The following is a 23,173-nucleotide window of genomic DNA, read 5'->3' as shown; positions in this document are numbered from 1 at the left end:
GGCATATATTTTGTTGTCCAATACCAAAACCTGGAGCCTTATTTGACCACTAAAGTCACTACCATGAATTTGTATCTAGAACCTTCAGATACTCGCCGCCTCGTGTCATTATGTGGCCCATTTGATGACAACATCAAACAGCTAGAGCGCCGATTAGGTGTTGAGATTGTTCATAAAGATAACCACTTCACTATTGTTGGACTGCCACGTAATGCACTCAATGCCAATAACTTGCTGCGTCAGTTATACATTGAAACCCAAACCGTAAAAGGCAGCACGCCAGACTTAGAACCTGAAGTAGTGCATTTAGCCATTCAAGAAGCCATTAACCTTGAAGCACAGCAAGACTCTGACGACAGTAGCATCCATATAAAAACTAAGCGTGGAGTGATTAAGCCTCGTACACCAAATCAAAGTGTGTACATGCATAATATCACTCGTCACGACATCAGCTTTGGTATTGGCCCTGCTGGTACAGGTAAAACTTACCTTGCTGTTGCAGCGGCGGTTGATGCGTATGAGCGACAAGAAGTGCGTCGTATTCTATTAACTCGTCCTGCGGTTGAAGCCGGCGAGAAACTCGGTTTTTTACCGGGCGATTTAAGCCAAAAAGTCGATCCATATTTACGCCCACTTTATGATGCCTTATTTGAGATGATGGGTTTTGAGAAGGTTGAAAAACTGATTGAACGCGGCGTAATTGAAGTCGCCCCGCTCGCTTACATGCGCGGCCGGACTCTCAATGATGCTTTCATTATTTTAGATGAAGCCCAAAACACCACAGTTGAACAAATGAAAATGTTCTTAACCCGTATTGGGTTTAATTCTCGTGCGGTGATCACTGGCGACATTACTCAAATTGATTTACCTCGTAGCCAAAAATCAGGCCTACGTCACGCCATTGAGGTTCTCAGTGAAGTATCTGAGATCAGCTTTAATTTCTTTATTGCCCAAGATGTGGTCCGCCACCCTGTTGTTGCTCGTATCGTTGAAGCGTATGAAGCATTCGAGCAACAAGAGCAAATCCAAAAAACCATCAAAGAACAAGCTTATCGTGAACGTGAGCAGAAACGTCAGCTAATAGATAAAGAGGAAAGTGCTCAATGAGCCAGCAAGGGATATCATTAGATCTCGACCTGCAAATTGCAGTCGATAATCCACATTTACCGACACAAGCTGAGTTTGAAACTTGGGTTCGAACGGCTATTGGCCAAACAATGCCAGTAGTCGAGTTAACCATTCGTATTGTTGATATTGCCGAGAGTCAGCAGCTCAATTCAACTTATCGCGGTAAAGACAAACCAACTAACGTATTGTCGTTTCCGTTTGAAGCGCCGCCTGAAGTTGAATTGCCATTATTGGGTGACCTCGTTATCTGTGCACCAGTGGTGGAACAAGAAGCAATTGAGCAAAATAAACCGCTAATCGCACACTGGGCACACATGGTCATACACGGTAGCTTGCATTTGCTGGGTTATGACCATATTATCGACGAAGAAGCCGATGAGATGGAGTCATTAGAGACCCAACTTGTTGAAGGCTTAGGTTTTGACAATCCCTATAAGGAAGCATAAATAAACAAGGTATATCTTATAGATAACCCTGTTTAGGTAAATATTATGAGTGACGATATCCCCCCGAGTACAAACGCCCACAAGAAGAGCTGGTTCGATAAAATTAACCAATTATTTCAGGGCGAACCTCAAAATCGCGAAGATTTAGTTGATGTCATCGCCGGTGCAGAAATGCGTGACCTCATCACCGAAGATACTCGCGAAATGATTAAAGGTGTATTAGAGGTTTCCGACCTTCGTGTGCGCGACATCATGATCCCAAGATCGCAAATTGTTACCATTCAAATAGACTCGACCGTCGATGAGTTTTTAGAAATCGTCATGGATTCAGGTCACTCTCGCTTCCCTGTTGTTAATGAAGACAAAGATCATATTGAAGGCATTTTACTGGCTAAAGATTTGATCAAATACGGATTTAAACAATCTGATGAATCTTTTACTCTTGCCCAAGTGATTAGACCTGCCGTGGTCGTTCCTGAAAGTAAAAGAGTCGATGTACTGCTCAAAGAATTCCGCTCGCAACGCTACCATATGGCGATTGTTGTCGATGAATATGGTGGAGTGTCAGGCCTAGTCACTATTGAAGATATTCTCGAAGAAATTGTCGGGGAAATTGAAGATGAATTTGACCATAATTCAGTTGAAGATACAGAAATCAAAAAACTCAGTAACACAGTGTTCATGGTAAAAGCGCTGACTGAAATTGAAGATTTCAACGATGCCTGTGGTACCAACTTCAGTGATGAAGAGTTCGATACTGTCGGTGGTATGGTGTCGCATGCATTTGGCCATTTACCAGAACGTAATGAAAGCATTATCATCAACAATATCGAGTTCAAAGTCATTAACGCAGATAACCGCCGCTTGGTGCAACTTCGTGTTAAACTCCCTGACCCTAATATTAGTGAAGAATTCGACGACTAAATCGTGCTAAAAACTCAACCTTTACACTCTTCTTTGAGTATTGTTCGTCTGGTGACGGCATTTATTGCTGGCGCCAGTACGGCACTTTCGTTTGCGCCTTATGAAATTTGGGCCATATTTCCTTTAGCATTGAGTTTTGCCCTATGGCAGAGTCATACATTAACCGCCAAACAAAGTTTGTATTACTGGCTTAGTTTCGGTTTTGGCTGCTTTGCCATTGGCATTAGTTGGGTGCATGTCAGTATTGATACCTTTGGTGGCATGCCCATTGTTGTGTCGATAACCTTAATGGCTTTACTGGCACTGTATCTGGCAATTTATCCCGCAATAACAGGATACTTGCTCAGCAAGTTATCACGCACAGCTAAGCACTCCTTAAATCCTTACTTTACCTATCTAGGATTATTCCCAGCATTATGGGTGCTAACTGAATGGTTAAGAGGATGGGTACTGACAGGTTTCCCTTGGATTTGGGCTGGCTACAGCCAAACATTAGGGCCTCTTAGTGAATTTGCCAGCTTTATTGGTGCGTTAGGACTGAGCTTTGTGGTGGCTTTAGTTGCAGGCTCACTGATGCTGTTAACACAAAAGCGAGTATTCCCAGTGCTAATCATATTACCTATCTTGGCATTAAGCGCTTGGGCGGCACCGCAACTCAACCCAATATCAGCCAGTGGTAAAACAGTTAAAGTGGCATTAGTGCAGGGTAATATTCCCCAAAGTATGAAGTGGGAGCCCGATGCATTGTGGCCAACCATGCTTAAATACATGGATCTAACCCGTGAGCAATTTGATGATGCCTCTAGTGTCGATATCGTTATTTGGCCAGAAGCTGCCATTCCTGCACCAGAAGCCATGGTGGAAGACTTTTTATTGAATGCCAATCAAGTCGCCAATATGAATAACATTGCGATTATTACAGGCATTATTAGCCACCAGCAAAATGATTTTTATAACTCATTAATCGTATTAGGTAATCACCATCAGAAACAGCAACAAAGTGCTGACTATATTGCCGGTGGCACCAACGAGTTTAAGAAACATCATTTACTACCAATTGGTGAGTTCGTGCCATTAGGGGATTTATTACGCCCCATTGCACCGTTTTTTAATTTACCAATGTCATCATTCCAACGTGGTGACTACACTCAACCTAATTTAATTGCACTGGGTTATCATGTAGCGCCGGCGATTTGTTATGAAATTGCCTTTCCAGAGCAAGTAAGAGCAAGCGTTACAAATGAAACAGATATGCTACTCACAGTATCAAACGACGCTTGGTTTGGCGCATCTAACGGGCCATTACAACACATGGAAATAGCCCAAATGCGTGCCATTGAAATGGGTAAACCTCTTCTGCGTGGTACCAATAATGGCATTACTGCAGTCGTTGATCCGCATGGACGAATTACCGATGCTATCCCGCAGTTTGAAACTGGGGTGTTAGTAACCAATATTGCACTTTATCAAGGTGAAACTTGGTTTAGAAAAATAGGTCAATTCCCCTTACTCATACTGTGCGGTTTATTAGTGTTATTTAGTGTCAGAAACGTCTTACGTAAATAACAGGACAATTTGATGTCACAATCGATTCGACTCCAAACACAAGTTCTCTCAAAAGGATTTACCTTAATAGAGTTGATTGTGGTCATCATTATTTTAGGTATTCTAGCGCTGGTTGCAGCACCTAAATTTATTGGCTTGAGTACCGAAGCGAGACAGCGCACCTTATCGAGCCTCATGGGCAGCATTAAAACAGCCAATACTCTGGTGTATGCCCGTTCAAAAATGACGAGCTTACGAGTGCAAGCTGTCACAAACCGAGATGACTTAATCGATATTGATATCGACAACGACGGAGTATTTGAAACTCGGTTGAAATGGGGCTATTTAGACAACACGGACATTGAAAAATGGATCGTTGTGGATGACGCTTTTACCATTCAATATCAAGGCATTGCTATTACTTATATCGGATATGATAAAGATGATAATGGCCAGGTCATCAATGACAATTGTTACTTCTCTTACACTCAAGCCGCAGATGCAAATACAGCACCCGAATATCAAACTGTAGTCAGTGGTTGCTAATCTACAACCATCTTTAAATGCATTTAAATGTTAAAAATAAGCTATCAATATAAACTAAGCTTCAGCTTGCTTCGTAATGTCTTGGGTAAACAACTATTGGTGAAGATTACGATGCAACTATTTGAAATAAAATTAGCCATATCCCAACAAACTAAACATCCAACGATTATTAGTTATGCCGACTCAAATCATTATTTGCTCGGTGTTAAAGATCTGCTGGGAAATTTTTACAGTGTTCGCAATAAAGCAGGGAAACAGCTGAGTTTCAACTCAATCAAACAAGCTGAAGTGTTATTGAAACAACAAGGCATTCATTATGCCATGCTAGAAATTCAGACAGCGTATGATGAAATGATCGGTAACAGCAGTACGAGTCACTACCATTACCGAGTAGAGTTTTAAGTATTCACTTAGCTAGTTACGGTGTTAACGGCTCCCTTGAAAACTCATTATAATCACATTTTGGGCAGTCGGGGATGACCCCAGGAAAATCGATTTGCATTTGATGACCACATTTATCGCAGGTCAGTTTACCTTGGTTAATAATTTCCCCAGACTTATAAACACCATGATGTTTAAAATCTTGTAAAAGTTCATGCCACTCCACTTGGCTACGATCAGTTATTTCGCTCAACCACTGCCATAATGTATTCTCAATCCCAATAACCATCGGACTAAAACTCAAATTATCGGCATTTTCCTCATTTAAGAAGGCTGCAATGTCACGCTTTAAAAATTCTTCTACTAAAGCGAGCTCTTCTTCATCTGCATGAGATTTTAGTTTTAAATACTCTTTACCCTGGGTCACTGACTTAAACAAACTTTTAGCAGTCAATGAGTTATCTTGCTCAAACGAGGTTTTCACCTGTTCGAATAGTGACTGATATAAGGCTAATAGTGCTGAACTTTTTCCACTCATAAGTAATACTCCTTAATACGCACCTTTTTAATAGATCACTTCTGGTTTATTCTATGCAGTTATAAATCTCGCTGCTGAGCGTTAGATCAAACAATGGGCGGCATGGCCGGAAATAGATTGATGCAAGAGCTATATAATCCCTCAGAAATTGAAGCCTTAGTGCAAAAGCACTGGCACGAACATAAAACCTTTGAAGTTACTGAAGATGAAAGCAAAGAGAAATTCTATTGTCTTTCAATGTTTCCGTATCCTTCAGGTCGTCTTCACATGGGCCACGTCCGTAACTACACAATAGGCGATGTAGTGGCACGATATCAACGTTTGCAAGGTAAAAATGTTTTGCAACCGATTGGTTGGGACTCATTTGGTCTGCCTGCAGAAAATGCCGCGATCAATAATAAGACCTCGCCGGCACCGTGGACATACGAAAATATCGACTACATGAAGAACCAACTTAAGCTATTAGGCTTTGGTTATGACTGGAGTCGTGAAATCGCTACCTGTACCCCTGAGTACTATCGTTGGGAACAATGGTTTTTCACTCAGTTGTATGCCAAAGGTTTAGTGTACAAAAAAACCTCATCAGTAAACTGGTGTCCAAACGATGAAACTGTACTCGCAAACGAGCAAGTACAAGATGGTTGCTGCTGGCGCTGTGATACTGAAGTGATTCAGAAAGAAATTCCTCAGTGGTTTATTAAAATTACCGATTACGCAGAAGAATTACTTAACGACATCGACACGTTAGATGGCTGGCCTGAGCAGGTTAAATCCATGCAACGCAACTGGATTGGCCGCAGTGAAGGTATTGAAATGACCTTTGCCGTTGCTGACAGTGATGCCTCGTTTGACATCTACACCACTCGCCCAGATACGTTAATGGGCGTGACTTATGTAGCTATTGCAGCAGGTCATCCTTTAGCTGAACAGTCTGCATTGAATAACCCTGAGTTAGCCGCATTTTTAGAAGAATGTAAAAATGCTGATACCACTGAAGCTGCGATGGCTTCGATGGAGAAAAAAGGCGTAGCAACCGGTTTACAAGCTATTCATCCTATTAGTGGCAAGTTAGTACCTATTTGGGTAGCTAACTTTGTATTGATGAATTACGGCACGGGTGCGGTAATGTCGGTACCTGCTCATGATCAACGCGATTATGAATTTGCGCTTAAATATAAGCTTGCGATTGAAGCGGTCATTAAGCCAGTAGATGGCGAAGTAGACGTCAGCAAAGAAGCCTACACCGAAAAAGGTATCGTATTTAATTCTGGAGATACTTTCCCAGAGCTTGACGGTTTAGACTTTCAAGCGGCTTTTGAAGCCATTGATGCTCGATTAACTGCAGAAGGCAAAGGCAAGCGTCAAGTAAACTACCGTTTACGTGACTGGGGTGTATCTCGTCAGCGTTACTGGGGTGCTCCTATCCCAATGGTGACCCTCGCAGATGGTACTGTTGTGCCAACGCCTGAAGATCAACTGCCAGTTATTTTGCCAGAAGATGTGGTGATGGACGGTATTCAAAGTCCGATCAAAGCAGATAAAGCTTGGGCAGAAACCACAGTCAATGGTCAGCCAGCAACCCGTGAAACAGATACCTTTGATACCTTTATGGAATCATCGTGGTATTACGCCCGTTACTGTAGCCCTCACGCAGACGAAATGTTAGATCCTGCTAAAGCTAACTACTGGTTACCAGTAGATCAGTACATTGGCGGTATCGAACACGCTTGTATGCATTTATTGTATTTCCGCTTTTTCCATAAGTTGCTACGTGATGCTGGCTTAGTCAACAGTGATGAGCCCGCAAAGCAATTACTGACTCAAGGCATGGTATTAGCAGATGCTTATTACTACACCAACGAAAAAGGTGCCCGAGTTTGGGTATCACCTTTAGAAGTGACTGTGGTAGAAAAAGACGACAAAGGCCGCATTATTAAAGCGATAGACAATCAAGGTCATGAACTGGTTTACACTGGTATGAGTAAGATGTCTAAATCGAAAAATAACGGTATCGATCCACAAGTTATGGTTGAAAAGTACGGTGCTGATACCGTACGTTTATTCATGATGTTTGCCTCGCCACCGGAATTAACCCTGGAATGGCAAGAGTCTGGCGTTGAAGGCGCACATCGCTTCATTAAACGTTTCTGGAAATTGGCTAGCGATCATGTTGCTGCAGGTAAAACTGACCCATTAGATACCAGCAAATTAAATGCCGATCAAAAAGCATTGCGCCGTGAATTACATAAGACCATTGCCAAAGTCAGCGATGACATTGCACGTCGTCAAATGTTTAACACCGCTGTAGCCTCAGTAATGGAACTAATGAACCATTTACTGAAAGCCTCACAAGAAACGGCTCAAGATCGAGCATTACTTGCTGAAGCTTTGTCTGCAGTAACGCGTTTGCTTTACCCTATTGTTCCGCATATGACGTTTACGTTATGGAATGAGCTAGGTAACGAAGGTGATATTGAAGATAGCCGTTGGCCTGAAGTCGATGAGTCTGCGTTAGTCGAAGACAGCAAGCTCATTGTGGTACAAGTAAACGGAAAGGTTCGCGCAAAAATTACTGTTGCTGCTGATGCATCAAAAGAAGATGTAGAAGCATTAGGCATGAGTGATGAGCACGTACAAAAACACACTGAAGGGTTAACGGTTCGTAAAGTCATTTACGTGCCCGGCAAACTATTAAGTATTGTTGCTAACTAAGTTGTCTTAATGAGGAGGCTCGTCAGCCTCCGAAATTAGGGTGATAACGTTAACGCTTCAGTGTTATAACTTACCGCGGGTACACCGCGGTAAGTTATTTATTTAACCATGCAAATAAACAAGGATGCCTCCCCTCACTATGCTAGCCAAAAAAATCTGTTTAGCCATAATGACATTGGTGCTACTGACCACTGCAGGATGCGGCTTCAAACTCCAACGCAGTTACTCCATCCCTGCCGAATTGGCCGAATTGCATTTAAGCAGCAGCGATGAATACAGTGAGTTAACTCGCTTAGTTCGTGACAGATTACGGATCAACCGTATTAGCCTTGTCGATGCAGCAGAAAAAACACCTACGTTACGGTTAATTAACGACTCTCTCGAACGTGCCACACTGTCACTTTATCCCACAGGAAATGTTGCAGAATATGAGCTGATTTACTTAGTGCATTATTCGGTTACTTTACCAGGACAAGAGCCACAAGATTTTGATACTGAAATCCGTCGAGATTATCAAGATGATCCTCGTACTGCATTAGCAAAAAGCCGTGAAATGGAGTTGTTGGTTAAAGAGATGCGCGTACAGGCAGCCGATTATATTATCCAGACTCTGGCGTCAATCGGGGCAGAGTAATGCGGGTTTATCCTGATCAACTCAAACAACATCTCAAACCGCTACCTCAATGTTTTTTACTGTTTGGTGATGACCCATGGTTAATCGAAAACAGTAAACAATTGATCCTCAACGCCGCTAAAAAACAAGGCTTTGAAGAGCGTGTACAGTTGAGCCAAGAAACCGGTTTTAACTGGGGAGATTTAGTCCAAGAATGGCAAGCAATGAGCTTATTTGCCAGCCGGCGGATTATTGAGTTAACCCTGCCGCAAGGCAAACCGGGCATGGAAGGCGCAGCAGCATTTCAAACGCTGTTGCAACACCCTAATCCAGATATGTTATTGATTATTCAAGGCCCTAAAGCCAGTGCAGAGCAAACCAATAGCAAATGGTTTAAATCACTCGATGCCAAAGGTATATACCTACCCTGCACCACGCCTGAAGGTAAACAGTTTGAACGCTGGTTAGACAGTCGTATTACTCATTATGAACTCACGGTTCACCATGATGCAAAAGCCATGTTGTTTACCCTATTTGAAGGTAACTTATTGGCGGCTGAACAAGCGATGCAATTGCTACAACTGCTCAGTCCTAAGCAAAATATTACCCCAGAACAACTCAGTGAATATTTCGAAGACCAATCTCGTTTCAGTGTGTTTCAACTCTGTGATGCCATTCTAGGTAACCATCAAAAACATGCACAGCACATGCTGGCTCAATTGCAGGCTGAAGGCACTGCTATGCCCATTTTAATGTGGGCTTTATTCAAAGAGATAAATTTGCTGCTCACCTTGAAACTGGCCGTTCATAATGGCGAGCAACTCAGTAAACTGTGGGGCCAGCACCGGATTTGGGATAAGCGTAAACCGCTTTATCAAGCAGCAATAACGCGATTAGATTTAGATCATATCGAACATATGCTCGCATTTGCGTCTAAATTAGAATTAAATCTCAAACAAAAAGGGCTTGAAGATTGGATTGGTCTCAGCCATTTATGCATTTTATTTGATCCACGAGCACATAACCGTTTAGCTCATATTGAATTAACTGACTGAGACAAAAAGTAAGGACAGCGAATGCGTATCGGTATTTTGGGTGGCACCTTCGACCCTATCCATCTAGGACATATCAATCCTGCACTAGACGTAAAACAGCAACTTCATTTAGACCAGATTTGGCTAATGCCCAATCATATACCTCCGCATAAAAATACTACCGTAGTGAGTACTCATCACCGGCTGGAAATGGTGAAGTTAGTTTGCCAGCAGTACCCAGAATTTAAGCTATGTGATATCGAAATCAATCGCGACACCCCCTCTTACAGCGTCACTACGCTCACATTACTCACCCAACAGTATCCTGATGATGAATTCTTTTTCATTATGGGCATGGACTCATTTGTTCAATTACCATTGTGGTATCAATGGCAATCATTGTTTAATCTGTGCCATATTGCATTGTGTCAACGCCCTGGTTGGGCAATGGACACCCACAGCGAAATGACCAAAGAATTATTATTCAGACAAGCAACCGCAGACTATCTTGACTCGCCTTCCCATGCTAAAAATGGCAGAATATTCACTATCAACAGCCAGTTAGTCGATATTTCTTCAACTGAAATACGTCAGCAGTTAGCTCAAAATATTGATACCAGCGCACTATTACCTCAAACAACAACCGAATATATTCGCCAACATCAGCTCTATCGCTAACACAATAAACCGCACAGTTATTAACTCAATTTTTATGATTATGGGTAAACTCTGCATCGGACACAAAATTAAATCTATCGTTGTTTAGCCTTGCTTAATTGCGCATCAACAGTGAATTTGAGTATAATACTCCGTTAATTTTTACTTATGAGGTACTTCGAGTGCAAGGCACCGAACTAAAAGATTTCGTTATCGACAAAGTCGATGATTTAAAAGCAAAAAATATTACTGTTATAGATGTATCTAAGCGGTCAACCATTACCGACACTATGATCATTTGTACTGGTACATCAAAAACACACGTTCGATCTATTGGTGAGCACGTAATCGTGTCAGCAAAAAATGCTGGCGTGCAACCTCTTGGGGTCGAAGGTCGTGACAGCAGTGAATGGGTATTAGTTGATTTAGGCTCAGTGATTTTGCATGTGATGCAAGAACAAACTCGTGATTACTACGAGCTTGAAAAACTTTGGTCTGAACACAGCGTCTAATGAAGTTACAGCTTATTGCCGTTGGCACCAAAATGCCCGATTGGGTAACCCGAGGCTTCGAAGAATACCAACGCCGTTTCCCTAGAGATATGGCTTTGGAACTCATCGAAATCCCAGCAGGGAAACGCGGGAAAAATGCTGATATCGCCCGAATTTTACATAAGGAAGGCGAATTAATGCTAGCGGCAGTAGCAAAAGGTAACCACATTGTCAGCCTAGATTTACCCGGTAAAAACTGGACAACACCAGAACTTGCCGAGCAAATGACAAAGTGGCAACTCGATGGTAGAGATGTCAGCTTACTTATTGGTGGCCCAGAAGGACTTTCACCTGCTTGTAAAGAGGCGGCCAACCAAAGCTGGTGTTTATCTGCCCTGACCTTACCTCACCCTTTGGTTAGGGTTATTGTGGCAGAAAGCCTATATCGAGCTTGGAGCGTCAATAACAATCATCCGTATCACAGAGAATAAACTCAGTCGCATGAATAACTAAGCTTATCGATAATGATTATCATGCAACTCTTTTTTTCATGTTCATCAGCTGATACTGTGACCTTCTATAATTCAACCTTCCATTTGGTAAAGACGGGGATAGCATAAGTGTCGCCAAATAAGCGCATTACCATGCATGATCACGCCGCAGAGGCCGCGCTATTTAAACGCCGTGCATTATTCACTTTTATTTGCGTATTCTTTCTACTCTGCATCTTATTTTCGAATCTTTATCATCTTCAAGTTGTCTCTTACAAAGACTATGAAACTCGTTCAAATGATAACCGTATCCGTGTGGTTCCTACTCCGCCTAGCAGAGGGTTAATTTATGACCGTCATGGCGTACTATTAGCCGAAAACCAACCTTATTATTCTTTAGAACTTATTCCAGAAAAAGTCGATGACATTACCGCGACTTTGGACGAGCTTAATACCTTCATTGAACTCTCAGAAGATGAGCGCGAAAGCATCACTGAAACCTTAAAGTTTCATCGCCGGTTTAAGCCGTTAACCATTAAAAGTAAATTAACCGACGAACAAGTCGCCATCTTTAGTGTTAATCAATATAAATTTCCTGGTATTTATGTTGAAGCAGGTCTTAAGCGTCATTATCCCTTTAATGCGCTAATGACTCATGTATTGGGTTATGTCGGCAAAATTAATAGCCGAGATAAAGCCTTACTTGAAAAAAGCAGTCAGTGGAAAAACTATGCTGCAACCAAAGATATTGGTAAGCAAGGTATTGAAAAATTTTATGAAAGTTTACTTCATGGTACCCCTGGTCACCTCGAAGAAGAGGTCAATAATCGTGGCAGAGTGATCCGCACGCTTAAAGTGACTCCGCCAACACCAGGACAAGATATCTATCTCACGTTAGATCTCAAACTACAGCAGAAGGCCATGGAGCTTTTAGATGGCCGCAAAGGCTCCGTTGTGGCTATAGATCCTAGAGATGGCGGTGTTTTAGCCATGATTTCAAGCCCATCATATGACCCAAACCCCTTTGTTCACGGCATTAGTTCTAAAGCTTATAATGAGCTGTTAAACGATAAGTCGCGGCCATTAATAAATCGTTCAACCCAAGGGCAATACTCTCCTGCGTCAACCATCAAACCGCATGTGGCATTACTTGGGTTAGAAGAAAAAATCATTAGCGAACGCACGCGGATTTGGGATCCAGGCTATTGGCAAATGCCAGGCGTCGATCGCAAATGGGGCGACTGGAAAAAATGGGGCCATGGCTGGGTAGATATCTATCATGCCATTGTCGACTCTTGTGATATTTTCTTTTATGACCTCGTCTATAAAGTTGGCATCGATAGAATGGCCATATTTATGGATCGCTTTGGTTTTGGCAAAAGTACTGGCATTGATATTTTTGAAGAATCAGATGGCGTAATGCCATCTCGAGACTGGAAAAGAATGCGTTACAACCAACCTTGGTATAACGGCGATACAATTTCGGTCGGTATTGGCCAAGGATATTGGACCACTACTCCTCTACAGCTTGCTAATGCGGTGACTATCATGGCAAATAAAGGCAAGCGCTTTACGCCTCATCTATTAAAATCTTTTAAAAATAGTACCGTTAAAATTGATTCGCCGATTGATGAGCAAGTACCAATAGAGCTTAAAGACCCTCGTAATTGGGACATCATCAATGAAGCTATGCGCCAAACTGCTGATAAATCTCGCTTTACCGATGCTACCTATACTGCAGCAATGAAAACGGGTACTGCACAGGTATTTAGCGTAGCTAAAGATCAAAAATATAATGCCAACACTATCGCAGAACACTTACGCGATAATGCATTAGTTGTTGCTTACGCTCCTTACGAAAACCCTCGTATTGTTTTGGCTGTGGTATTAGAAAACGCCGGCTGGGGTGGCGCCAATGCTGGCCCGCTAGCTCGAGCCTTGCTCGATGAGTATATTTTACGAGACGAATGGGCGGTAAAACCGTGAATAATCATGCATATCAAAAATCGTTTTGGCAAAAAATACACTTAGATGTGCCATTACTCATCGGCATCGTTATCTTAATGAGCTTTGGCCTTTTTGTGATTTATTCTGCCAGTGGCGAAGACCCTGCGATGATGGAGCGTCAACTTGTGCGTATGGCGTTGTCGTTAGGCGTCATGTTTTGCTTTGCACAAATCAATCCTGAAATACTCAGGCGTTGGGCTTTGCCTATTTATCTTGCTGGGGTAGCGTTACTCATCGGTGTTGAACTGTTCGGCACCATTAATAAAGGTGCCCAGCGCTGGCTAAACTTAGGATTTATGGAATTCCAACCATCGGAACTCATCAAACTAGCCTTCCCCATCACCATGGCGTGGTATATCAGTAAGTTCCCGCTGCCACCCAAAAAGCGATATCTGGCCGGTGGCGTTATTATTCTACTTATTCCAACATTACTCATTGCTAAACAACCTGACTTAGGCACCTCTATTTTGGTCGCAGCTTCTGGAGTATTTGTGTTGTTTTTATCTGGCATGAGTTGGCTAATTGTCGGCGGCTTTGTTACTGCGATTTTGATCTTTTTACCCGTATTGTGGTTTTTCTTGATGCACGATTATCAGCGTACTCGAGTATTAACCTTGTTTAATCCAGAACAAGATCCTCTCGGCGCGGGTTATCATATTATCCAATCGAAAATTGCCATTGGTTCTGGTGGACTTTGGGGTAAAGGTTGGCTTGATGGGACTCAATCACAATTAGAGTTTTTACCTGAGCGACATACCGACTTTATCTTTGCAGTGATCGGAGAAGAGTTCGGATTAATTGGCAGTTTAGTGTTACTGGCAATGTATTTATTTGTCATTGGCAGGGGTCTGGTTATCGCTTCACGAGCACAGACCAGTTTTGCACGCTTATTGGCCGGAAGTATCACCCTAACGTTTTTTGTCTATGTTTTTGTTAACATCGGCATGGTATCAGGCATTCTACCTGTGGTTGGTGTACCTTTACCGCTAATCAGTTATGGTGGAACCTCAATGCTGACCTTAATGACAGGTTTTGGTATTTTAATGAGTATTCACACCCACAGACGATTTGTCGATAGATAGGATTAACGTTAACCATGACAAAAATAACCGTTCAAATCGCCAGCTTAGCATTACTTATGAGTGCTGTTTTTGACGCAAATGCAGTGACCGAAACTGATACTCAAGCGTTACAGAAAACCTTTATTGCCGAACAAGTAAAACAAGGATTTAAGCAACAAGAAGTCGAGCAGTTTTTAGCATCGTCAAGCTTCGACCAAACCATTATTGACGCGATATCAAAACCTTGGGAAGCGAAACCTTGGCACCAATATTATCCTATTTTTTTGACCGACAAACGGTTGCAAAAAGGGCTAGAGTTTTGGCAAGAAAACCAGCAAACCATCGATAAAGCAGCCAAGCAATTTAACGTCGATCCACAAATTATAGTGGCGATCATTGGCATTGAAACATTCTATGGTGGTTACTTAGGCAATTATCGTGTGCAAGATGCCCTGTACACGCTGGGCTTTCATTACCCACCACGGGCAACGTTCTTTCGTAGTGAATATGCCAATTTAATGTCGTTGATTAAAGAAGAAAAACTCGATAATGACACCTTAAAAGGCTCATATGCTGGCGCGATGGGCTATGGTCAATTCATTCCATCTAGCTACCGCCATTACGCTGTGGATTTTGATGGTGACGGTCGACGAGATTTATTAACCAGCAAAGCTGATGCAATTGGCAGTGTAGCTAACTATTTTCATCAACACGGTTGGCAAAAAGGCCAACCTGTAGCGTTATTGCTAAATCACACCTCAAGCACGGCCCCTAAAGCGAAGGTATGGACCAAAGAAAAGCTTCACTATAAGGTATCAGACATTCTTAGCCCATCATTAAGCTTGGCAGATAATCAAGATATTGATGCGTCACAAGCTGCATTGTTAATTAAACTAGATCAAGCTGAAAGCACTGAATACTGGCTCGGGCTTAAAAACTTTTATGTGATTACTCGCTATAATCGCAGCCCATTATATGCCATGGCGGTTTATCAGTTTAGCCAACAACTTAACGCTCATCATAAATCGGTAAATCAACATGGTCATTAATTACCGTTTCATCTTATTAATCATTTTTAGCAGTGTCTTTCTCATTAGCTGCTCGTCAAATGATGCTAAAAACTCTTCTTCAGGAAAAAAAAGCCGCTATCAAATGGCTAACGATCGATATCCTGATGACGCACCAGATGTGAGCTTGGTTAAAAATGCACAACCTAAATACGAACCTTACAGCAGACAAGGTAATCGAGACTACACGGTATTAGGCAAAAGCTATCAAGTGCTCGACAGCGGAAAGGGATTTAAAGAGCAAGGTCATGCATCATGGTATGGCTCAAAGTTTCACGGTCATTTAACCTCTAATGGCGAAACTTATGATATGTACACTATGTCTGCAGCGCATAAAAACCTGCCCTTACCCAGTTATGTCAAAGTGACCAATTTAGACAACAATAAACAAATTATTGTTAGGGTAAATGACCGCGGACCATTTCATCATGGTCGAGTGATTGATCTATCTTATGCTGCGGCTTACCACTTAGGCATGCTGGCCAGAGGAACCGCAAAAGTCGCTATTGAAACCGTTTACATTCCCTCACCAGAAGAGCGAGTAATAAGCGATTTAAAAGATGACGACAATCATTTTATTCAAGTTGCAGCGTCGCAAGATAAACTGCGTATTAATATGTTAGCCAAACAGTTAGAAACCAAATACGCCGTTAATTCTCGCGTGACATCTATAAATGGCATGCACAGATTACAGTTGGGGCCGATCAGACAAATTCATCTAACCAATAAATTGCTCGATCGTGTGCAAACAGATGGTTATCCACAAAGCTTTATCGTACCGTAAGCCATAATACTGGTGATACAGAGTAACATTAAGCTTCATTTACATTGGATGAATGAACCTTAATGCGAAATGGTTGCCTACTAATGTATAATCGAAAAAATATACCAATTGATCTTTGTCTTTTCTTCGACTAACTAGAGACGTGCTAACTTCATGATGACTTCCAAAACTGCTCAATTAACAACGATGCTCTTTGCATCTGTTGTCTGTTTTTCTTCAATCGCAGCAACGCCACAACCAGATATACGTCCTACACCCAATCGCGCACCTATGGTGACACCAGACGCGCCTAGTGTTGCTGCTAAAGCTTACGTGCTAATGGATTATAATTCTGGCAGAGTTATTGCTGAAGAAAATGCCTACGAAAGTTTAAACCCAGCAAGTCTGACAAAAATGATGACCAGCTATGTTATTGGCCATGAAATCCGCGTTGGTAATATTTCATTAGATGATGATGTAGCCATTACCAAGAACGCGTGGGCAAAGAATTTCCCTGACTCCTCTAAAATGTTCATTGAAGTGGGTAAAACCGTCAAAGTACACGACTTAAACCGCGGTATTATTATTCAATCGGGTAATGATGCCTGTGTTGCTATGGCTGAGCATATTGCCGGGACAGAAGGTGCATTCGTTGATTTAATGAATTCATGGGCTAAGCAATTAGGCATGAAAGACAGCTACTTTGAAAACTCTCATGGTTTAGATTCAGAAAATCACAAAACGACAGCCTATGATATGGCCATTTTAGGTGCCGCGCTGATCCGTGATGTACCTGAAGAATATAAAGTGTATTCAGAGAAGTCTTTTACCTATAACGGCATTAAGCAATATAACCGTAATGGCTTGTTGTGGGATAAAAGCTTAAACGTTGATGGTATTAAAACTGGTCATACATCAGGTGCAGGCTACAACCTAGTATCTTCAGGCACCAGCGAAGGCATGCGTCTTATTAGCGTTGTGATGGGCACATCGAGTGAATCTGCACGTAAAGCTGAGAGTAAGAAACTGCTCAACTATGGTTTCCGTTTTTTCGAAACGATTACACCATACAAAGCTGGCGATACCTTCGTAACTCAACAAATTTGGTATGGCGACAGAGACACAGTTGATCTCGGTGTGATGACCGACACCCCTATTACTATTAGCCGTGGTAAAGCAAAAGATTTACAAGCTAACTTTGAATTAACTAAGCCACTAACAGCCCCACTTGCTAAAGGCGAAACCGTCGGTCGCGTCTTTTTCCAGCTTGATGGAAAAGACATTGCTCAATTCCCGCTAGTGACATTGAATGAAGTTCAAGAAGGCGGTATGTTCAGTAAGTTAATGGATTACTTTAAACAAATGTTTGCCAGTTGGTTTGAGTAATTATTCAGATTGACATGATTCACTAATGAAACTATTAGTGAATCAACTAATTAAAGCCGCCTAATCAGCGGCTTTAACTTTTTAAGATCTACCGGGCTTGAATCGGGTATAATTGCCACCATATTAGTAACACCAAAAACAGAATCGAGTAAGTTAATGTTAAATACAACGTTTGACCAAGTGATGGAATTTCCTAATTCGTGCCCTTTCAAAGTGATTGGTGATGCTGACGATACCTTAGCCGATCGTGTTGTTGCTGTAGCGCAACAACTTGCTCCCGGTGATTATGTTCCAAGCGTTAAGGCATCAAGTAAAGGCAGTTACTATTCAGTGACCATCCGTATTACTGTTACCAGCAAAGAACATATTGAAAAAGCGTATATTGATCTTGCCGCTATTGAAGGTGTAAAACGCGTACTGTAAGAGCCTAAAGAGTCATCTTTACTCATAAACTTGAGTATAATACTCAAGAATTCATCCATTGACTCGATGGACACACACAATTTATCTGGGGGAGACGTTGCCCTTGCAAGCACAAACACTGCACATCCGCCATCTTGGCATGCAAGACTATGAATCGACATGGCATGCAATGCAGGAATATACTGACACTCGCGATAGCGACAGCCAAGATGAACTTTGGATTGTTGAGCATCAACCAGTATTTACCCAAGGCCAAGCAGGTAAAAGCGAGCATATACTCAACCCTGGTAATATTCCGGTTATTCAAGTCGATCGTGGTGGCCAAGTTACTTATCACGGCCCAGGACAATTAGTGGTTTATCCACTTATCGACATCAAACGTAATAAACTAGGCGTTCGTCAGTTAGTGAACAATATTGAGCAAAGTATTATTGACATGCTCGCTTGTTACGCTATTAATGCTTACGCAAAAGCTGACGCTCCTGGTGTTTATGTAACAGAACGAAAAATTGCCTCTTTAGGATTACGCATCCGTAAAGGTTGCTCTTTTCACGGCTTAGCATTAAATGTCGATATGGACTTAGCCCCGTTTCAGCGTATCAATCCTTGCGGATATGCGGGTTTAGAAATGGTGCAATGTAAAGCATTAGGTGGTCCACAAACTGTGCTTGAAGCTGGCGATAAATTAATCCAAACCTTTAGCCAAATTATGGGCTACCAACAACTTGTACATCATCAAGGATTAGCAGAATAATGAATAGGCCTGAAAGATTACAACCAGGTGTCAAATTACGTGATGCCGATAAAGTCGCACGAATTCCTGTAAAAGTCGTGCCATCAGAGCGCGAAACTATGCTGCGTAAACCGGATTGGTTACGAGTAAAATTACCCGCGTCAAATCAACGTATTCTCGAGATAAAAGCGGCATTACGTAAAAACGGATTACACTCAGTTTGTGAAGAAGCCTCTTGCCCAAACTTAGCAGAATGTTTTAACCACGGCACAGCAACCTTTATGATCTTAGGTGCAATCTGTACCCGTCGTTGCCCTTTTTGTGATGTGGCCCATGGTCGCCCACTCAAAGCGGATTCTGACGAGCCTAAAAAACTGGCTCAAACGATTAAAGACATGAAGTTAAAGTATGTGGTGATTACTTCTGTTGACCGTGATGATTTACGTGATGGTGGTGCACAGCATTTCGCTGACTGTATTCGCGAAATTCGTTTATTAAACCCTGAAATCAAGATTGAAACTCTGGTTCCTGATTTCCGAGGCCGTATCGATGCCGCTTTAGATATTTTAGCGACCGAGCCTCCTGATGTATTTAATCACAACCTTGAGACGGCTCCAGCTCATTACCGCAAAGCACGTCCAGGCGCTAACTATCAGTGGTCATTAGATCTACTTAAACGCTTTAAAGAACGTCATCCAACGATCCCGACTAAGTCTGGTTTAATGATGGGTCTAGGTGAAACTAACGAAGAAATAGCCGAAGTATTACGAGATTTACGCGCCCACAACGTGGAAATGCTCACACTTGGTCAATACTTACAACCATCTAAATTCCACCTACCTGTTGAACGCTATGTTCCACCTGCCGAATTTGATGAATTGAAAGCCTTAGCTGATGAACTTGGTTTCACTCATGCAGCCTGTGGCCCACTTGTTCGTTCAAGCTATCACGCAGACTTACAAGCTCAAGGTAAAGAAGTTAAGTAATCTTACTTTGCCCGAATAAAAAACAGCGCTCTATTAGCGCTGTTTTTTTATTCGGTCGAATCAGACTAAAAAAATTAACTCAACGATAAGTCCATTAAAATGGCATCTTCATAACCATCATCGGTAGGGTAATAGTTTTTACGCTTGCCTGATTCAATAAAACCGACTTTCTCATATAAGTATTTTGCCGCCCCATTGGACTGACGAACTTCTAACATCAGCACAACTGCACCAGCATCTTTCGCATCATCAATCAGTTGCTGGATTAGTAACGAACCAAAACCTAAACCTTGTTTATCTGGTGCGACACAAATATCGAGTAAAGTCGCCTCATCAATAATCTGCTGCACTATCGCAAAAGCAAACAAATCATCTTGCTGCTTAATGCCCAAAACGCGATATAAAGGCCCAAAACACTCCTTTAAGCCAGTTTCTGACCAAGGATGAGTATGAGCTTGATTTTCAATACTCGCCATTGCAGTAACATGCTCAACGCCAAGGGGGACAATTAAGTGACCATCAGTGTTGTTCATTGATCTGGCCTTTACTTAATTGCTGGGTTTTGTCTAAATGTTGAGAAATTTGCTGCCATAAATGACGTTTTTCATCCACAAGTGCATGAAGGTCTGTTAGCGGCGCACTTACAACCCAAGCAACACGAGGACGAACTTTTGTCTTACGCATATCCCATATCACCTGTGGTCCTTTAATCATTTCACAATCAAACTCGCACTGTTCAATATCAACGTTTAATAAACGCAATACATCATGGATAAACGTTTGATCAGATAAATCGGCATCGAGATCATGCAACACTAAGTAAGGCTTTAACGGTTTATCAGCACTGAGCCAGCGAGTAATATTCATCGCATCTAAAAAAGCAGATTTATCCATCGAACTCTCAAAAACAAGGATACTTCAACCAGCATAGCAGTTAACTAAATAAGGTTTAAGGTAATTTAACCAAAAAAACTAAGCCTTATTTGTCGCAAGGCTTAAAACGACAAAATCACAGTCATAGCGAATTTAATGAATGCTTGAATTGTCGAAAAATAGTAGACCAAACATTTTCGATTATAAAATATGACTTATGACGACAAAATACTAGCTAGCACAAGATGTCAAAATGAGTGTTTCACATTAAGAAACGAAATCGACTATGTAGCTAGTTTGATCGAAGAGAAACAAATATGGATTGTCTGTATGAAAGTAAATGAGAGACATTGTGAATAGTACAAAAGACAAAGGCCTAGCATTTCTGCTAGGCCTTCTAAATTTGGCAGGGGTGGCAAGACTCGAACTCGCAACCATCGGTTTTGGAGACCGCTGTTCTACCAATTGGAACTACACCCCTGTTGACGAGGGGCATTATGCTAAAAGCCCCTCCAAAGGTAAAGTACTTTTTTAAATAAAGCGCTCAATTGCAGTTTTTTCAAACAAGTTAGCTAATCTAATCGATTAATGAGTAGATTATGCATTTATAAAATGGCTCGGACATTGGTTAATTTCTACGATTTCATGGTTAAGTGTAGAAACTGATAGTCCAAATATGGAAGTCGACAACAAGAACACAATTACGTTCAATTGATAATCTGATCTGAAATTTAGAATCGAATCATTGAACAATCGAGCAAAAATGACCTCGTCAGTTCCATAATATTAAGCGCAATAGGTAATAATAATCGCACCTATTAATCCTATAGAGAGGGGGATAAACCTGTTCTGTATTCTCATCTATTGTGGCTTAATGAAACTGTACACCGATTGAGGTAAAATCCCCTTAAGATAAAACGGTGTAAAAAGTAATGAAGACTCAACCAACTTACTCAACAGAATTTAGAATAGATACCGCTAACCTTGTGATTAAACAAGGTTACACCATCCGAGAAGCTTGTGAAGCAACCGGCGTAAGTCCGACAGCGATTAGACGTTGGGTAACTCAGCTAAGACAAGAATTTGAAGGTGTTACTCCATCAGCTAATGCCATCACTCCCGAACAAAAACGAATTCAAGAGCTTGAAGCGCAAATTAAGAAAATTGAATGGGAGAAAGATATCTTAAAAAAGGCTACCGCTCTCTTAATGCAAGACAACATCAAACGATAGCATTAATTGAATTGTTATCGAGAGAGCAGAACATCGTCAAACAGCTTTGTCATTTGTTTGAAATACCGCGTAGTAGCTACCATTATCATCTCAAACATCGTGGATTAGTGAAGCCTGAACGTGAGAAATTGCGCCAGCAAGCAATTGCAATCCACCGTGATAGCCGAGGCTCTGCTGGCGCGAGAACGATAGCATGCCAGCTCAATCAATTAGGTGAAAATGTTGGCCGTTAGTTTAATGAGAGATGCAGGACTTATCAGTAGCCAACCCAGAAACATCGCTACAAGATAGTGAATGATGAGCCTACAATCGCGCCTAACTTGTTAAAGCGACAGTTTAACGTTGACGTCATAAACCAGGTTTGGTGTGGTCATGTGACGTATGTTTGGTCAGGAACCAAATGGTTCTATTTAGCCGTGGTAATGGATTTGTATGCGAGAAAAGTGGTGGGTTGGGCTTGCTCTGACAGCCCGAATACCGATTTGACTTGTGCAGCATTAAGAATGGCATGTGAAAGTCGTGGACGGCCCCAAAACCTGATGTTTCATTCTGACCAGGGTTGCCATTACAGTAGTCTTCAATATCGACAAATGCTGTGGAAGTATCAAATAATGCAGAGTATGAGTCGACGAGGAAACTGCTGGGATAACAAGGTAATGGAACGCTTTTTTAGACGTTTTAAAACAGAATGGATGCCGAAGTATGGTTACAACAATTTTGATGAAGCGAAGCAGGATGCGTTGAATTACATACTAAAGCACTACAATACAAAACGTGGTCATAGTTATAACGACTATATGACTATATCAATAGCCGAAATGGCAGCCTAAACACGTGCCCCTGTTTGGAGTGCAAATTTAATTGACCAGATCAATATCGTCTGCACTATGATGGATGCTATCAACCACCATACTCTCAAATTTTGAACTAAAAAAACCCGCTATATGATCGCGGGCTGTTTCGCGACTCTCTAAAGTCAATTAGGCGCCTGGAAATGACCTACTCTTTTATCCCCGAAGGGGACGCATGGGCATATTCGACAAACTGCTGTCATGTTTTGTAACCGTCAAGCGAACCACAGCTACTGTTTAAAATTCCAGGGTAACAAGCTATCGATATTGGGTTCTGGTTTACAC

23 protein-coding genes, 1 tRNA gene and 1 pseudogene are annotated in these 23,173 nt (G+C 41.8%); 21 read left to right on the top strand and 4 right to left on the bottom strand.

The features are described from left to right. Positions 1-42: 42 nt before the first annotated feature. The 6 genes from AAEY98_RS21210 to AAEY98_RS21185 all read left to right on the top strand — a co-directional run bounded on the left by AAEY98_RS21210 (position 43) and on the right by AAEY98_RS21185 (position 4,991). Positions 43-1,107 (top strand): PhoH family protein, encoded by a 1,065-nt coding sequence (locus AAEY98_RS21210; protein ID WP_162023778.1) that lies wholly within the window; start codon positions 43-45, stop codon positions 1,105-1,107. Further along, positions 1,104-1,574 (top strand): rRNA maturation RNase YbeY, encoded by a 471-nt coding sequence (gene ybeY / locus AAEY98_RS21205; RefSeq protein ID WP_101088706.1) that lies wholly within the window; start codon positions 1,104-1,106, stop codon positions 1,572-1,574. Before AAEY98_RS21210 ends, ybeY begins: the two co-directional genes overlap by 4 nt. A gap of 45 nt (positions 1,575-1,619) precedes the next feature. Beyond that, positions 1,620-2,498, top strand: coding sequence for a CNNM family magnesium/cobalt transport protein CorC (gene corC, locus AAEY98_RS21200; protein WP_101088705.1), 879 nt, complete (start codon positions 1,620-1,622; stop codon positions 2,496-2,498). A 3-nt stretch (positions 2,499-2,501) separates the two neighbouring features. Then, complete coding sequence (gene lnt / locus AAEY98_RS21195) at positions 2,502-4,064, top strand: apolipoprotein N-acyltransferase (protein ID WP_351019502.1); 1,563 nt, start codon at positions 2,502-2,504, stop codon at positions 4,062-4,064. 12 nt (positions 4,065-4,076) lie between these two features. Continuing rightward, positions 4,077-4,589, top strand: a complete 513-nt coding sequence (locus tag AAEY98_RS21190; protein ID WP_351019500.1) for a prepilin-type N-terminal cleavage/methylation domain-containing protein — start codon at positions 4,077-4,079, stop codon at positions 4,587-4,589. A 111-nt stretch (positions 4,590-4,700) separates the two neighbouring features. After that, a complete protein-coding gene (locus AAEY98_RS21185; protein ID WP_174839650.1) occupies positions 4,701-4,991 on the top strand; it encodes a DUF6482 family protein in 291 nt (96 codons plus the stop codon). A gap of 16 nt (positions 4,992-5,007) precedes the next feature. Here the strand turns inward: AAEY98_RS21185 and AAEY98_RS21180 are convergent, their stop codons facing one another. Further along, positions 5,008-5,508 (bottom strand): zinc ribbon-containing protein, encoded by a 501-nt coding sequence (locus AAEY98_RS21180; RefSeq protein WP_101088702.1) that lies wholly within the window; start codon positions 5,506-5,508, stop codon positions 5,008-5,010. Positions 5,509-5,628: 120 nt separating this feature from the next. Between AAEY98_RS21180 and leuS the strand changes: the two genes are divergently transcribed. The 14 genes from leuS (at position 5,629) to lipA (ending at position 19,932) form a co-directional block, all read left to right on the top strand. Next, positions 5,629-8,220, top strand: coding sequence for a leucine--tRNA ligase (leuS, locus tag AAEY98_RS21175; protein ID WP_351019511.1), 2,592 nt, complete (start codon positions 5,629-5,631; stop codon positions 8,218-8,220). Positions 8,221-8,359: 139 nt separating this feature from the next. After that, positions 8,360-8,854 carry an LPS-assembly lipoprotein LptE gene (locus tag AAEY98_RS21170; protein WP_059744816.1) on the top strand — a complete coding sequence of 165 codons (495 nt, stop codon included), beginning with the start codon at positions 8,360-8,362 and terminating at the stop codon, positions 8,852-8,854. Beyond that, the gene (gene holA / locus AAEY98_RS21165) at positions 8,854-9,888 is read left to right on the top strand and encodes a DNA polymerase III subunit delta (protein ID WP_351019498.1); all 1,035 of its coding nucleotides are present in this window, start codon (positions 8,854-8,856) and stop codon (positions 9,886-9,888) included. Before AAEY98_RS21170 ends, holA begins: the two co-directional genes overlap by 1 nt. Positions 9,889-9,909: 21 nt before the next feature. Further along, complete coding sequence (gene nadD, locus AAEY98_RS21160; RefSeq protein WP_351019496.1) at positions 9,910-10,545, top strand: nicotinate-nucleotide adenylyltransferase; 636 nt, start codon at positions 9,910-9,912, stop codon at positions 10,543-10,545. A 161-nt stretch (positions 10,546-10,706) separates the two neighbouring features. Next, on the top strand, positions 10,707-11,036 hold the full coding sequence (gene rsfS / locus AAEY98_RS21155; protein WP_011636184.1) for a ribosome silencing factor: 330 nt from the start codon (positions 10,707-10,709) through the stop codon (positions 11,034-11,036). Then, positions 11,036-11,506 (top strand): 23S rRNA (pseudouridine(1915)-N(3))-methyltransferase RlmH, encoded by a 471-nt coding sequence (gene rlmH, locus AAEY98_RS21150; protein WP_101088699.1) that lies wholly within the window; start codon positions 11,036-11,038, stop codon positions 11,504-11,506. The genes rsfS and rlmH overlap by 1 nt, the downstream gene beginning before the upstream one ends. Positions 11,507-11,635: 129 nt before the next feature. Beyond that, complete coding sequence (mrdA, locus tag AAEY98_RS21145) at positions 11,636-13,492, top strand: penicillin-binding protein 2 (protein WP_101088698.1); 1,857 nt, start codon at positions 11,636-11,638, stop codon at positions 13,490-13,492. Beyond that, the gene (rodA, locus tag AAEY98_RS21140; RefSeq protein ID WP_011636181.1) at positions 13,474-14,595 is read left to right on the top strand and encodes a rod shape-determining protein RodA; all 1,122 of its coding nucleotides are present in this window, start codon (positions 13,474-13,476) and stop codon (positions 14,593-14,595) included. The genes mrdA and rodA overlap by 19 nt, the downstream gene beginning before the upstream one ends. Before the next feature lie 14 nt (positions 14,596-14,609). Then, entirely contained in the window at positions 14,610-15,623 is a 1,014-nt protein-coding gene (gene mltB / locus AAEY98_RS21135; protein WP_162023781.1) for a lytic murein transglycosylase B, read from the top strand. Then, positions 15,613-16,425 carry a septal ring lytic transglycosylase RlpA family protein gene (locus AAEY98_RS21130; protein ID WP_192114327.1) on the top strand — a complete coding sequence of 271 codons (813 nt, stop codon included), beginning with the start codon at positions 15,613-15,615 and terminating at the stop codon, positions 16,423-16,425. Before mltB ends, AAEY98_RS21130 begins: the two co-directional genes overlap by 11 nt. A gap of 156 nt (positions 16,426-16,581) precedes the next feature. Beyond that, positions 16,582-17,790 carry a serine hydrolase gene (locus AAEY98_RS21125; RefSeq protein ID WP_101088858.1) on the top strand — a complete coding sequence of 403 codons (1,209 nt, stop codon included), beginning with the start codon at positions 16,582-16,584 and terminating at the stop codon, positions 17,788-17,790. A 156-nt stretch (positions 17,791-17,946) separates the two neighbouring features. Continuing rightward, positions 17,947-18,213, top strand: a complete 267-nt coding sequence (ybeD, locus tag AAEY98_RS21120) for a DUF493 family protein YbeD (protein ID WP_011636177.1) — start codon at positions 17,947-17,949, stop codon at positions 18,211-18,213. A gap of 103 nt (positions 18,214-18,316) precedes the next feature. Further along, positions 18,317-18,967: a lipoyl(octanoyl) transferase LipB gene (lipB, locus tag AAEY98_RS21115; protein ID WP_101088695.1), complete on the top strand. Its 651-nt coding sequence runs from the start codon at positions 18,317-18,319 to the stop codon at positions 18,965-18,967. Then, a complete protein-coding gene (gene lipA / locus AAEY98_RS21110) occupies positions 18,967-19,932 on the top strand; it encodes a lipoyl synthase (RefSeq protein WP_101088694.1) in 966 nt (321 codons plus the stop codon). The genes lipB and lipA overlap by 1 nt, the downstream gene beginning before the upstream one ends. Before the next feature lie 74 nt (positions 19,933-20,006). Here lipA and rimI read toward each other — a convergent pair whose 3' ends face one another. The 3 genes from rimI to AAEY98_RS21095 all read right to left on the bottom strand — a co-directional run bounded on the left by rimI (position 20,007) and on the right by AAEY98_RS21095 (position 21,286). Then, the gene (gene rimI, locus AAEY98_RS21105) at positions 20,007-20,465 is read right to left on the bottom strand and encodes a ribosomal protein S18-alanine N-acetyltransferase (protein ID WP_351019492.1); all 459 of its coding nucleotides are present in this window, start codon (positions 20,463-20,465) and stop codon (positions 20,007-20,009) included. After that, positions 20,452-20,826 carry a hypothetical protein gene (locus AAEY98_RS21100; protein WP_351019488.1) on the bottom strand — a complete coding sequence of 125 codons (375 nt, stop codon included), beginning with the start codon at positions 20,824-20,826 and terminating at the stop codon, positions 20,452-20,454. The genes rimI and AAEY98_RS21100 overlap by 14 nt, the downstream gene beginning before the upstream one ends. Positions 20,827-21,209: 383 nt before the next feature. Then, positions 21,210-21,286, bottom strand: a tRNA-Trp gene (locus tag AAEY98_RS21095). Positions 21,287-21,737: 451 nt separating this feature from the next. Between AAEY98_RS21095 and AAEY98_RS21090 the strand changes: the two are divergent. After that, positions 21,738-22,867, top strand: a pseudogene (locus AAEY98_RS21090) (IS3 family transposase). Positions 22,868-23,173: the final 306 nt, after the last annotated feature.

This window comes from Shewanella sp. AC91-MNA-CIBAN-0169 (genome assembly GCF_040310165.1).
Lineage (GTDB): Bacteria > Pseudomonadota > Gammaproteobacteria > Enterobacterales > Shewanellaceae > Shewanella.
Note: the sequence above shows the minus strand (reverse complement) of the source record. Positions and strands in the feature narration are given on the sequence as shown.